Raw genomic sequence first — 14,320 nt, 5'->3', positions numbered from 1 at the left:
AGTTAACTGAATAAATCAATACACCACAGAGGCAGGCGAACCCTGCCTTTGTGCTATCAAAGGAAAACATAATGAAAACAACGTCACTGTCTCTGACTTTTTTAGCACTAAGCTTATCAGCCAATGCGTTCGCCGATCCTTTAGTGATTGCGCATCGCGGCGCATCCGGCTATTTACCCGAGCACACTCTGCCCGCTAAATCGCTCGCCTATGCCATGAAACCCGACTATATCGAACAAGATGTCGTGATGACCAAAGACGACCAATTGGTGGTATTGCATGATCACTACTTAGATAGAGTCACCGATGTCGCAGAGCGTTTTCCAACACGAGCACGTGCTGATGGCCGCTACTATGCGATTGACTTTACGCTGGCCGAGATCAAATCACTCACCGTGACCGAAGGCTTCAATATTGATAAGCAAGGGAATAAAGTCGCCGGTTTTCCTGAACGCTTTCCAATGTGGCAGTCTGATTTTCGCGTCGCGACTTTTGCCGAAGAGATTGAGCTAATCCAAGGCCTGAATAAAACATTAGGTTATGACGTGGGGATCTACCCTGAGATTAAAGCACCTTGGTTCCACCGCCATGAAGGGAAAGATATTTCAAAAGCGGTACTGATGACTTTGAAGCAATATGGTTACCTATCAAAAGATGACAAGGTGTATCTACAGAGTTTTGATACCAATGAACTGCAACGCATTAACAATGAACTCATGCCAGCCATGCAGATGGATCTGAAACTCGTACAGTTGATGGCCTACACAGACTGGAATGAAACCATGACTTATCAAGGCGACAAAGCGACGCCGTACAATTATGACTGGATGTTCGAAGACGAAGGTATGGAGAAGGTTGCAAGCTACGCAGACGGGATTGGTCCTTGGAAACCAATGCTGGTTGATGATGCATCCACCAAAAGCAATATTATGATTAAGCCGTTGATGAAGTCGGCTAAAGACGCCGGATTAGAAGTGCACCCTTATACTTTCCGCGCCGATCCGGGAAGAATTCCCGCTTATGCGGACAACTTTGATGGCATGCTGGATGTTTTTTATAATCAAGTTAAAGTCGATGGGTTGTTTACCGATTTTCCAGACAAAGCGGTCAATTTTCTTAGCCGTTAAGCCGTTAAGCCGTTAAGCCGTTAAGCCGTTAAGCCGTTAAGAAAGCAAACAGCAAGAAATCAAGCAAGCAGAAAAAGAGTAAGAACGAAAAACTAAGAGTGAGAACGAGATACGAAGAGTGGAAAAGCAGAGGTAAAGCGCTCAATTCCAGAGACTTCGTTTCTCACTTCTCACTTCTCGCTTCTCAATAACAGAATGGCGGAATGGCAGAACGGCGGAGTAACGGGGTGTGGTGACACACCCCGTCTCTGATGTTATTTTTTATCGCTCGAATAAGCGTAGTTATAGTAACCGTAGCCGTAAGAACTAGACGCCGTCTTCTCGATGGCGTTAAAGATAACGCCTTTCACTTCAATACCCGATTGTTCGAAGCGGTTACGAGCGACCTCAATCTCTTTAACGGTGTTCTGAGCATAACGCGCCACCATTAATGTGGTACCCGCAAAGGCACCAACAATACTTGGGTCGGTGACCGCGAGTACAGGTGGAGTATCGACAATCACCAAGTCATACTCCTTAGATGCCCATTCCATCAACTCTGCAAAGCGTGGGTGCATTAACAATTCAGATGGGTTAGGTGGCACTTGGCCGCGCGTAAGAATATCGAGATTCTCTACCGGTGTTGCTTTGATTGATTGAGCAAAGTCTTGCTTGCTGCTTAATACATCCGAAAGACCATTATCCCACTTCACACCAAAGCTTTGTTGTAAGTAACCTTTACGCATATCGGCATCAATCAGCAGCACCTTTTGACCCGTTTTCGCAGCAACCGCAGCAAAGTTGGTTGAGATAAACGACTTACCAATGCCGGGCGCTGGGCCAGAAATCATCAGTATGTTATTTTTCGCTTCCAGCATCGCAAAGTGCAAACTGGTTCTTAGGCCACGCAGTGCTTCAACGGAAAGATCCGCAGGGTTCGATTCAGCAAGCAGGGCTTGAGTCCCTTTCGTTTGCTTTTTCTTCGATTTAAAACGGTTGGTTAGCTCAACTTGTAAATCAGATTTAGGTACGGCCGCGTACACAGGTAAACCAATTTCTTCAATTTGGTCAGGGCTTTCAACACCACGGTGAAAGGCCGCTTTTACTAACACAAACGCCACACTTAACATGCCACCAAGAAGCGTCGCTAACACCACAATCAGTGGTTTCTTCGGTTTTACCGCACGAGAATACGCTTGGGCATCATCTAAGATACGAACGTTACCCACTGTGCCGGCTTTAATAATGCTCAGCTCTTGAACTTTATTAAGTAGCTGGATGTAGATCTGTTGGTTCACTTCAACATCACGTGTCATACGCAGTACTTCACGTTGTGTTTTTGGTAGTTTTTGTACCTGCTTGTTGAGGCGTTCTTTTTCACCTAATAACGTTTTACGCTTATCAAGCAGCGATTTATAAGCCGGGTGATCTTTAGTGAAGCGTTGGCTGATTTCACTCTCTTTAAACGTCAACTCATTCAATTGCGCTTCAAGCTCGACCATTACTTTCAAGGTTGACTGTGCTTCTAAACCTAAATCGATCGAATCATTGGCTTGGCGATAATTGTTTAGTACGTCTTCATAGCCGGTCAATTCAGATTTAATACCCGGAAGGTGGCTTTCTAAGAAAGCGAGGCTTTTCTCTGCTTCCGCGGAATTACGCTTAACGTTTTGTAAGAAATAGATCTGGCTAATATGGTTGAGTATTTCAGAGATCTTCTGCTTGTCTTCACCTTCAAAACTCAGCTTCAAAATACCAGTTTGCTTGCCTTGCTCAGAGAGAGACAGCGAAGATTTTAACCATTCGATGGCTTCTAATCGGCTACGTTTACCAATAGCAAACTCAAAGCCGTTACTTGATTCAAAGTCCGCCACAAACAAGCTGTAGCCATCAGCCGTTGCTGGCTCACCGATTTTACCGGTTAAGATAACGCGCTCATCATCACGCACCAGTTGATAAGTGCCTTGTTCGGCATCAACAACCTGAATCGTGTGAGCATAAGCACTTGCATAACTTGGCAAGGTAAAACGGCTCACCGCAATGTGGTTAATGTCGCCAGTTAAACGTGCGAAGCCTTTGCCGACAATGGGTGCATAAATAGGTGAAGTCACGGTGGTTAAATTAAATTTATCGACCGTTTCGCCCAAGATCATACGCGATTTAATGATCTCAACTTCCGTCGTGGCAGAGGATTCCTGAGAGAACAATTCGCCCATGTCACCGACCATCGATGAGATACCGCCAGAACTCTTCTCTTCAATTTGAATAAGAGCATCTGCTTTGTAGATCGGGGTTGAAAGTAGGGCAAATGCGATACCAAACACAGCAAAAGCAAATGTGGTAACCATGATTAACCATTTAGCGTCCAACAGAATGCCAAGCAGTTTCCCTAAATCTATCTCATCAGAGTTATTAGTATGTGCTTGCTGAGATGGTTGTGTTGTCATCAGATTGCTACTTCCTAAACTAGTACTTTAAGAGAATGTAAATACGGTTTACGTACCCTTTTCTCTTATGTGATTCTATTAATGGCGATGTTTAAGCTAACTCGATTTCTTTTAGCTTTAATTACAGCTTTTTCGCCCAAGCGTGTGCCGCTTCGTCAATAAGCTTATAAGCATGTTCAAATGCTTCACGGCTTTGACGGTGCGGATCGGGAATGTCTTGTTGACCAATCCACTGACCAAACAGCATGGTTTTGCCTCTTGCCTCTGGTGAAATTTGAGTCAGCGCCTCCAAATGGCCCTTCTCCATCACCAAGATCAAATCATACTGAGCACAAAGCTGCGGCGTGACTTGTTGAGACTGATGATTTTCAACATCGATACCATGTTCAGCGGCAATTAAAATTGCGGTGTCGTCTGCTGGCTTACCGATTAAACGACTTTTTTCGGCTGCAATGCCCGCAGAGGCGATGTTTTTGTTGGGAAGCAATTGTTGAAGAACGCGTTCTCCCGTCGGTGAACGACAAATATTGCCTACGCACACCACTAAAATTTTATCAAACATAACTGACTTCTAACTATAATGAGCTTATTAAGCTGAATACTCTTGCAAGCCGAATGTGCTTACAAACCGAATGAGCTTACAAACTAAAGGCATTTACAAACTAAAGGCACTTGTACTTTCAGCATCATTGACGTTTAAACATAAAAAATCAGGTTACACACTCAATGTAACCTGATGATTAGTCAGGGCTTTTTACTAACCAGGGCATACTACCAATTACGAATGCGCAACATACCTTCGGTTAGGTCGTTGAAGCCCGAAATGGTTGGTACAAGCTGACCAATCACACGGTTCCAACGGCTGATTGGCGCGGCGGTGACATAAACAATATCGTAAGGTTTTAAATCAAACTCGGTGCCTATGACCAGTGCCGATGCATCTTCCATATTAAGTTGGTAGATATCCGCCATGCGTTCTGATTTGTCATCCGAGGTTCGAATCACAAATACACCAGTGGCATCGGCGGTCAGTTGGTTGATCCCACCGACGGTGCTAAGGGCTTCCGTTAGGCTCATGCCGACACGGTCGATCTTCAACAGTTGAGGATCATTCACTTCGCCCATCACGAATACTTTTTGATTGTCATTACGCGGCACGTGAACAATATCACCCGCTTGCAGTAAGCGGTTTTGTGTTAAATCACCACGTTGCATTAAGCCATAAAGTGAGAGGCTTTCTTCTACGCCATTACGCGTTAATGACACATTACGCCAGTCGGCATTTTCAGATAAACCGCCAGAACGGTTCACTGCATCCAGTAAGGTCAACGGGATATTGGTGATGGCTTGTTGGCCAGGCTTTTCTATCTCGCCTGTGACATACGCTTTTTTTGAGCGAAACGCCGCCACGTTAACATCGACTTGAGGGCTCTCGATATACTTTGCTAAACGAGCAGCAATATCAGCACGAACTTCGCGCACGGTTTTGCTGACAACGTCAACCGTCCCAATGTACGGGTAGAAGATGGTACCATCGGCATGAACCCAGTTGCCCGCTTCCGTACTGCTACGGTAAGAACCAGCAGGAATGGTCAGTTCAGGGTGATCCCAAATAGTGATGTTTAAGATATCACCGACCCCTACTTGATATTCATACTTTGCAATATCAACATCTAATGTCGGGTTAGCCTGGGAAACCGATAACGATTCATTTCGGTAACTCGATACTGACTGAGCCGTCAATGGGTACAGGTTAACCACATCAGAGATATCCGATTCTTGCTGTTCCTCTGAAGGCTGAATCACATTCTTGTTGCCAGTAGAAAGGTGAGTTCCTGGAGTCGTACACCCTGCCAATAATGCAGGAAGGAGCGCTAGAAGGAGACGATTTTTATTAATCTTCATGTTAACCAAGTCATAGAAACGGAATGTGTTTTGACGCCCCTAAGGACATCCAAAGAATAGTAGGCAAATGATTTTATCAGTTACACAGCAATGAATCGGAGAGATGCGAAGAATTAACACGATCTTACTCCCATTTATAGTCATACCAATCGTAGTAAATAACTGCTCACTCTAGCTTGTTAAAATACTCGATAACTTCGTTAGAATTTTTGATTGTAGAATAACTACTTATCGAAAAATTCTGCCTTGTTCTCAAGCATTTTTCCGGCGCTATTTTTGATCACTTACTTACTGTGATTGGTATCAGAAATGAGAACGCTACCGCCCTTTGATATTTCGCGACATCACACTGCGTCATCTATTTGCCCAAAGCATTTCAATTTGCCACCAAGGGATTTCAATTTGTTACCAAAGCATTCAAACCTGCCCACTTCAAACCTGCCCACCAAGGCATTTAAAATGGAATGGAATTGCCAATTTAAACATAAAAAAAAGAGCAGGTACAAACGCTCAGTTTAATTCGTAAGCATTATCCACAATCTGTGCTCAATATCAACCTAGTTGAATGGTTTAGCACTAGGAAGAGCAGGTGAGGAACACCAGTAAACGAGAGACAAGTAAGCGAAAAAAAGCCAAAGAACGAACACTTTTTATGCCCGCTCTTCGCTTCTTGTTTTACTCAAACTTATTTAACGGCTTCTAAATATTTTAGATAAGCATTACGCAAGCGTTGTCGGTTTTCTTGGTAATAGCTCGCACCGATTCGGTTACGGTTGAAATACTGCCTTTCAATATTGTGTTGTAACCCAGTATCGACACCTAAGCCTTCACCCAATTGGTTGTGGCTCTCCCCCACTCGAGTTTGAAACGAAAAAACAAATTGATCGATACCACGCAACTGAACATAGCCAGGGTTCATATCACGCCATGGCGTTAAAGGGATCGCGATAGAAAGAGTGACAAACTCTTCGGCTTCATTATTCCCTACCGCTTTTGTGGTCTGGTATGAAGCATCAACCCTAACATCTCCCAACCAATGACTGCTGGTTACTCGAACCCCTTCGTCACCTTTCCAAAATTGGCCAGCTTGCACTTTCCCTTGCCAATTCCAATCAGGTCTTGCGTAGGTGTAGTGGCCAATGATTGGCGTCGCATCTGCGATAGCGTCTCCTTTCGCATCCAATTTATCTTGAGCAGAAAAGTTGGCGTATTCAGAACCAAGAATATGTCGCCCGCTATTGCTGGCATACTGAGTTTCGTTCAAGAAGCCCAAGAAGTTGCCGTACACTTGGCCGAATGAGAATTGAGTAGTGAGGTTATAAGGCAACTGAAATGCTTGATGAAAAAGAACCCTATCGACTTCATTTTCAAAGGCATCATCGGCCCAGATTCTGCCTTCTTCAAAGTCATCACTGTCCGCCAATGGCATTAAGTGTCTCACATCCAACGCGGCGCCTTTCCACAGGGGAGTATAAAGGTTCGTTGAGAGCGCTAATGAGTAATCAAATACACCGTATTCTGTCGCTGTATTGTGATACAAAGCAGGAGAAACGATAACTTGTGTGCGCCCAAAACCGGAACGAGCGACCTCTTTATCAAACTTCGCCTTGGCGTATCTCTTTTTCACATCTGAGGTGCGAACAATCAGGTTTCTGCAAGGCTCGCCCGTTTTCACAAATTCTCGATAACATGGGGCACTGGTAATCACTTCCATCATTGGAATGTCATTAACCAAATTAAACAGGCGAATATTCTGCTGCTGATAATTTTTAACCCCAAGGTCTTGAAGCATGCCTTCTCCCACGTAGGAAGAGATGATCCCCAAAGCCACGCCAACCCCATCAACTTGGTTACGATTGTAACGTCTGTTTTCCAGAGCGACATTTATACCAAGATCATCCGCAGAAATTCTCACATTAAGAAAGCCTTCATCAACTAGGGCTTTCTTAAGTTGCACAACACCAGAAAATTCATGGTGCGCTTGCTCTATTGAGATCTTGTCTTCCAAAGTTAACTCATTAACTCGGCGAGATTCAGAGAAGCCCATTAACGGAGCAGATGCCGCCACAGACCAAATATCGATATCGGCAGTGCCACTGGTGTAAAACTGGTATTGAAAAGAGAGTTGCGTATCGAGCGGCAAGTAGTTTTCTGGTGTAAACACCTTTAAACCAGCGTTAAATTGAGCAGAGTCGTGCTCAGCAATCAACTGAACAAAATCCAATGGCTGGTACTCTAAACTGGCGAAAGGCCCATTCAACACGCCATGGCTAATATCCGACTTACCGAAACCCGCACTAAACCGAGCGGGCACAAAGTCAGGCACATAGTCAGCGACCGCATAATAAGTTTTAAAATTATTTGCCGCCCCACCTAAATCTTGAGCGCCGAAGGCAACATCGAACCCCGTCCAATCTTTAATAAAAGGGAGTTGGTATTTAAAGGAAGCCGATAAATCACGAATGCCGTTACCACAGTTAGGATCGTAGCTCGGTACATTCGGGTAAAGGTGACAATCATAAGTTTTGGTGACAATTCTACCCGCTGCCTCCAACCCATCGAATAAGCCAACGCTAAACAATATGTTGTCTAAGTCGCTGGTTTTCCCTCGGTATGGCACACCTTGGCCATAGAGGTAAGAGATATCTCCAGTGTCCATTACCTGAGCATTGGGAACGATAATCGCACCGGTATAACTTTGAGACGACATCAGGTTATCGACAGCATAAACATGAGAAGAAATGGCTAATGCGCTAATAGATGCCACGAGAGATACGTTTTTAGAATGACTGAGTATTTTCATTAGGATGCAATAGGTTATAACCGTATTTGACAGTGACTATATTGGATAGTAACTGTATTTAATAATGACAGCGTTTGATAATGACAGCGTGTAAAAAAGGCACCGAGTGGTGCCTTTTATCATTGGTGCTTAAATTAGCCGCCAGTACCACCGCCGTTACCGCCACCGCCAGTACCAGTACCAGTAGCGCCAGTAGAACCTTCATCTGGTTCAGGAACAGGCTCAGCTTCTTGTTCTGCTACAGGTGGAATTGTTACATCCGCATCAGGGTTAGTAACAACACCTTGAATGAACGTTGGGTTTTCAGTTAGATCCAAGTAAATTTTATTGCCCGCGTCTGTTTTCGGGTAATCCTTGTACTTTTCAACAACTTTTTTCGCAATAGCCTTCGTAGCACCAGCTAGCTTATCCGCTGATACATCAGAACTAACCACTAGCACGTCTGACAACACAGCGTTAGTCGCTAATACTCGGCTCGCTGCTTTTGCTGGCAACTTAGAGATGACTTCTTCAGTACGAAGTAGGAAATCAGTAATATCTGTGATATCACCATTATTGATCAAGTCATCCAAACCAAGATCAGCCATAATTTCGCTACCTGCTGATGGAGTGTATGGTGCACCATCCAACTTTTTCTCAAGTAATGTAGAGATAGGAGAAGCCGTAGCAGTCTTGCCTAGAGCCGCTAGCCCTTTAGGGAACTTGTAGCTCACCTTACTCATGTCTTTGCCATTAGATACATCCACGGCACCTGGCGTTGCTTGAAACTCAAACGCACAAGTGTCAGGTGAATTGAGAACGGTAAGCTCAGTAACTTCAGAAACACCACTGTAGTTTGTTGCTGCAAGTGTACCCGTTGTGCCATCGTCACAACTGAATGTTCCTTTCATACCCATGACTGCAGGGTCATACGCCATAACGCTATATGCTTCAGTCGAAGGAACACTGTTTCCATTATCGCTGCCACAACCCGCTAGAAGTGCACCAACGACTGATAACGCTAAAATTTTATATTTCACAATTGATCCCTACAAATAATTAAAAGTAATGAGACAAAGCAACATTAAATGAATCGATACTTACACCACCAACATCTTGGTATATTTGGTATTCTAGGCCAATTTTCATTGCTGATGTCATGGAGTATTCAGTACCAAAAGCAATGGTTGGAGCAACGCCTGAATCATCAGACTCAACACCCTTACCATTTGCATTCCAATCATAAACAGCAAAGCCGCCTTTGGCATACACTGCCAAACTATCGTTTACATTACCTGAGGCTTTTAGCACGACATCAAAACTGCTCGCGTCGTAGCTGCCACCGGCAATGTCTTTAAGATCATATTCACCAAGGTAGCTGTAACCACCTTCTATGGCTAATGAATCGACAATCTGATAACCGACAAACAAACCGTAAGAGGTGTCTGAATCATCAATAGCCGTTCTGCTTTCTACTAAAGGGGAAAACTTATCGGCAGAGACACTACCAACTTTAGCGCCTACGTATAAATTGTCAGCTCCCATTGCTGTTGCTGATAGCAACAACAAAGGTGAAGCTTTAACTAACCACTGCATTTTCATATAATTATATCTTCCATATTTCAAACTGAATTGATGCCGATTTTCCTAGCAAATCTGCGTGGTAGTCTAATCAGTTCTTGTACAACGACCCAAAAAATCAGGCAGCCATACGTACTTTCCGACCCCAAACAACTGACGTATTTAAGCAACATCGGTGATATCACCACTCAATGTTGCACTCTTCATTAGCGCTAGGTTTGTCTATGTTTAATTGAGCTTAAAGAACTTAAGAGTCACTTGCTTAGTACACCATAAGCCAATCACAAGTACTCCTTTTTGCTCTCAACTCCGAGAGTGGAACTCTTAGATCACAGACGTCAGAAGAAAGCCTCTTTGACTGCGATAGCCAAACCACCTGCTTAGGCCTTCCTTAACTACCTACCTACCTACTGACTTGCTGATAGGTTTTGCAAAAAGGAATAACTCAGCTTAAACAACTGATTGAACACATGATAGATAATAACAACTATCAAGTAAATGTATAATTAATAAACGCACCACAACGGTTCAAAAACTTCATAAAGCTAACGTTATGAGTCGATAAAGGCATCGTTCAGCTTTATCGCTTTATATTCAACTCTATGACTCTGTATTCAACGCTATCACTTATATAAGGCTACACCCGATCACCGGAGCCTTTGCCTAGTACCGTTTGAATGATGTATTGGAAGTAAAGTTTAGTATTCAATGTGTTAAGCATACGCTGGTCCCACTCTGCCAATGTGCTCGGTGTCGACATATCGATATCATTGATCTGAGCTAATCCAGTAACACCAGGCCTTACCGCGAGTACGCCTCTTGATTCTCTCTCATCAATCAGTTCTTTTTGGTTAAACAAACATGGCCTTGGGCCAACTAAACTCATTTCACCTTTCAGGACGTTATAGAGTTGAGGTAGTTCATCAAGCTTGGTTTTGCGTAAGAAGCCACCAAGCTTAGTCACCGAACTCGCTCCAACTAAGTGCGTCGCAACAGACTTTGTTTCCACTGGCATAGTGCGGAATTTAACCAAAGTGAATGGTTTTTTATTACGCCCGACTCGTGTCTGAAAAAAGATGGGGGAACCTGTGTCAAAATAACCAAGAATACAAATGACAAGAAAAACAGGCCAAAGGAACAACAGGCCAAAGAAAGCAAAAATAAAATCTAATATACGAATCAACTTAAAACCCTTTCTAAAAAATTACACAAATTCTGAATCACGTCCGACCTCACTGTTCAAAATAACAACCCTTGGTACAAAGCACATAGCGCACACGGTTATAAAAAACACAATAGCTCGAATTCAACACACCATCCAAAAACTAACGCAAAGCATCAACGACATTGTTCCAAACAGCGAAGAATGCAATATCGTCATTCCGCCATTCTGTTACTTAAGAAGTGAGATCCGAGTTATTTGGAATCTAGATACGCTTGCACTGTGTTTTTTATCCCTTGTTCAAAGGTAACAGGAGGAGTCCAACCCAAAACCTCTTGTGTGGTTCGTGTCTCTACCTGGAGGCTGCCACATACTCTTTGTGCTATGTGCTGTTTCTTTAAAACTGAGGCACCAATTTGTATCCAAGACATTGGAATGGGGATAAGCCGAGGGGTTTTGTCCATAGATTGAGCGATAGTCCGTATTAATTGAGTCGTGGAGACATCATGATAGTCAGAAGCCAAGAAGGTATAGCCCGGAGCTGAAGGGTGTTCACAACAGGTTAGTATCAAATCGGATAAATTATCCAGATAAACCAAACTTCTTTTATTATTGATAGAGCCGAAAGGAAGCGGGATGCCTTTGTCTGTCAATCGCATCATAGATAAGAAATTCGCTTTTACGCCAGGCCCATAAACCAATGGCGGCCTGATGATAACGACCTCTAACCCAGTATTTTTTGAAATCTCCGTTAACTCAACTTCGGCTTCATATTTGCTCAAGCCATATGGGTCTTGCGGGATGCTATTTAAATCAGGCTCAAAGGGTGAGTTTGGTTCACTACATTCACCGTTAACTTTAATCGAGCTTACAAAAACGAATCGTTTCACGCCGGCATCGGCCGCTTGCGCTGCTAAAGTGACGGTACCCTGAGTGTTTGTTTCTCGATAAGCCGTTAAAGCATCTTGTTCATTCTCATTCATTTGATGCACACGCGCAGCGCAATGAACAACACAGTCCACACCGTCAAAAGCACCAGACCAATCCGTACTCGAATCAATAGAAGAAACCACAAAGCTATTACTAACCAAGCTATTAACAACCAAGCTATTAGGCTGTTTTTGAGTGGTTTTACGCACCACAGGCGCGACTTTCCATCCACGCTCTTCTGACAGCTCAACAACTCGAGCCCCCACAAAGCCAGTGCTGCCAGTAACTAATATTTTCATAATACAAAGGGCCTAAAAATCGGACAAATAACAAACAATATTAACAGTAAAACAACTGAGGCCCACAGAACCATCAATTACAACTAGCTTACCGCACCCAAGAACATTAAAATATTATCGAATTAAAATATTCCTCTGCAATCATCAGAAAATAGAACACACCAAGGATTACAATGCTTACGCCAATACGTCTTATTCTCAACACAAAGCGAAAAAACAAACGCTTGATCAGTATTGGCTATGACATTTTTGCCATCACTTTATCTATTTATTTGGCGACAGCGTTACGGCTAAGCACATATACATTCAACTTGAGCTTTGATGAGTGGGTAACACTCGTTATTACCATTTCGGTGACCATATTCAGCTTCGCAAAACTTGGAATGTATCGAGCGGTATTACGTTATATGATGTTTCCAGCCGTTGGTAATATTTTCTTTGCCGTACTTATCTCATCACTCACGTTAATCATGTGCGGATTCTTCTTTCACACCTTTATACCAAGAAGTGTCCCTTTTATTTATGCCGGGTTAGCGATACTGACATTAGGCGGCCCAAGAATAATGATCCGCACGGTTTACGACCAAATGTTCAAACGCCATAAGCCCAATGTGTTTATTTATGGCGCAGGCGCTACTGGTCGTGAACTCGCATACGCTTTAATACATGGTGACGAATACAACCCAGTCGTAATATTAGATGATGACCCGGCCAAATCCGGTCAAATTCTATCTGGACTCAAAGTCCACCGTCCCAGCGAATTTGAACACCTTCAATCACTTTATCAACCGGTAAAGCTTCTTTTAGCTATCAACGGTATTAATAAAGGTGAGCGTTTAAGGTTAGTTGAGAAATTATCACACTGGCCTATCGCGATACAATCGGTTCCATCGGTAGAAGATATTGCTGCAGGTAAAGCAACCGCTACCGAAGTCAAAGATCTCGATGTTGCTGATCTATTAGGACGAACACCGATTACCCCAGATAATAACTTATTGACTAAGAATATCTTCGATAAGAGTGTGATGGTTACTGGCGCCGGAGGTTCAATAGGTTCTGAACTGTGCCGTCAAATAATAGCTCAAAAACCAAAAACACTGGTCTTATTCGAGTTAAATGAATATAACCTTTATAAGATCGAGCAAGAGCTAAATGCGACTAAGCATAATCTTAAAAGCCAAACTCAAATTATTACTGCACTAGGCTCAGTTCAAAGACAAAATCGCCTTGAAAAGCTGATGACAAGCTATGAAGTTGACACTTTATATCATGCCGCAGCATACAAGCACGTGCCTCTAGTCGAAGATAATGTCGTAGAAGGGATCCGTAACAATGTATTTGGCACGTTATCCTGCGCGCAAGCCGCGATAGAATGTGGCGTTAAGAATTTCACTCTCATTTCTACAGACAAAGCGGTAAGACCAACGAATGTGATGGGAGCGAGTAAAAGGATGGCGGAGCTCGTTCTGCAAGGCTTAGCTGACAAAGATACCCAAACGACCTTTACTATGGTGCGATTTGGCAATGTTTTAGGGTCTTCAGGTTCGGTTGTCCCATTATTTAAAAAGCAAATCAAATGTGGCGGCCCTGTAACGGTAACCCACCCAGACATCATTCGCTACTTCATGCTTATCCCAGAAGCCGCACAGCTCGTTATTCAAGCAGGAGCAATAGGGAATAATGGCCAAGTATTCGTTCTCGATATGGGCGAACCCGTTAAAATCCTAGACCTTGCAAAACGCATGGTTCACCTAATGGGAATGAAAGAAAAACTAGGCTCAAACTCAGATGAAGGCGATATTGAGATTAAATTTACTGGCCTAAGGCCTGGCGAGAAGTTATATGAAGAACTTTTAATTGGAGATAATGTTGAAGGCACGAGCCACGAAAAAATCATGACAGCTCAAGAGAGCAAACTTAGTTGGCCAGAGATGCAAATTCTCTTAAACGAACTAGATGAATGCTGCCATGATTTTAATGTGGAGTGCATTAGAAGAATATTGCTAGAAGCGCCGACAGGCTATACTCTTAATAAATAGACTCGAATGAGCAAAAGCTAAATCAAACGAACTGTGAAAACAATGCGACTCGAGCAATAGTTAAGTAAT

10 protein-coding genes are annotated in these 14,320 nt (G+C 43.3%); 2 read left to right on the top strand and 8 right to left on the bottom strand.

What is annotated here, in order from left to right; genetic code table 11:
• Positions 1–71 precede the first annotated feature (71 nt).
• On the top strand, positions 72–1,127 hold the full coding sequence (gene glpQ / locus WR49_RS06555; RefSeq protein WP_046223466.1) for a glycerophosphodiester phosphodiesterase: 1,056 nt from the start codon (positions 72–74) through the stop codon (positions 1,125–1,127).
• Positions 1,128–1,381: 254 nt separating this feature from the next.
• Here glpQ and WR49_RS06550 read toward each other — a convergent pair whose 3' ends face one another.
• The 8 genes from WR49_RS06550 to WR49_RS06515 all read right to left on the bottom strand — a co-directional run bounded on the left by WR49_RS06550 (position 1,382) and on the right by WR49_RS06515 (position 12,212).
• Positions 1,382–3,553, bottom strand: coding sequence for a polysaccharide biosynthesis tyrosine autokinase (locus WR49_RS06550; RefSeq protein ID WP_046223465.1), 2,172 nt, complete (start codon positions 3,551–3,553; stop codon positions 1,382–1,384).
• Positions 3,554–3,674: 121 nt separating this feature from the next.
• The gene (locus WR49_RS06545; protein ID WP_046223464.1) at positions 3,675–4,115 is read right to left on the bottom strand and encodes a low molecular weight protein-tyrosine-phosphatase; all 441 of its coding nucleotides are present in this window, start codon (positions 4,113–4,115) and stop codon (positions 3,675–3,677) included.
• Positions 4,116–4,324: 209 nt separating this feature from the next.
• Entirely contained in the window at positions 4,325–5,458 is a 1,134-nt protein-coding gene (locus WR49_RS06540; RefSeq protein WP_046223463.1) for a polysaccharide export protein, read from the bottom strand.
• Positions 5,459–6,143: 685 nt separating this feature from the next.
• Positions 6,144–8,225, bottom strand: coding sequence for a YjbH domain-containing protein (locus WR49_RS06535; protein WP_231574689.1), 2,082 nt, complete (start codon positions 8,223–8,225; stop codon positions 6,144–6,146).
• Between the two features lie 170 nt (positions 8,226–8,395).
• Entirely contained in the window at positions 8,396–9,280 is an 885-nt protein-coding gene (locus WR49_RS06530) for a hypothetical protein (RefSeq protein ID WP_046223461.1), read from the bottom strand.
• 19 nt (positions 9,281–9,299) lie between these two features.
• On the bottom strand, positions 9,300–9,842 hold the full coding sequence (locus WR49_RS06525; protein ID WP_046223460.1) for an outer membrane beta-barrel protein: 543 nt from the start codon (positions 9,840–9,842) through the stop codon (positions 9,300–9,302).
• A gap of 616 nt (positions 9,843–10,458) precedes the next feature.
• The gene (locus WR49_RS06520) at positions 10,459–11,004 is read right to left on the bottom strand and encodes a sugar transferase (RefSeq protein WP_046223459.1); all 546 of its coding nucleotides are present in this window, start codon (positions 11,002–11,004) and stop codon (positions 10,459–10,461) included.
• 233 nt (positions 11,005–11,237) lie between these two features.
• Positions 11,238–12,212 (bottom strand): UDP-glucose 4-epimerase family protein, encoded by a 975-nt coding sequence (locus WR49_RS06515; protein WP_046223458.1) that lies wholly within the window; start codon positions 12,210–12,212, stop codon positions 11,238–11,240.
• Between the two features lie 173 nt (positions 12,213–12,385).
• On the opposite strand from WR49_RS06515, the gene WR49_RS06510 reads away from it, so the two are divergent.
• Positions 12,386–14,251: a nucleoside-diphosphate sugar epimerase/dehydratase gene (locus WR49_RS06510; protein WP_046223457.1), complete on the top strand. Its 1,866-nt coding sequence runs from the start codon at positions 12,386–12,388 to the stop codon at positions 14,249–14,251.
• Positions 14,252–14,320 lie beyond the last annotated feature (69 nt).

It is taken from the genome of Vibrio sp. ECSMB14106 (genome assembly GCF_000972265.1).
Classification (GTDB): domain Bacteria; phylum Pseudomonadota; class Gammaproteobacteria; order Enterobacterales; family Vibrionaceae; genus Vibrio; species Vibrio kanaloae.
Note: the sequence above shows the minus strand (reverse complement) of the source record. Positions and strands in the feature narration are given on the sequence as shown.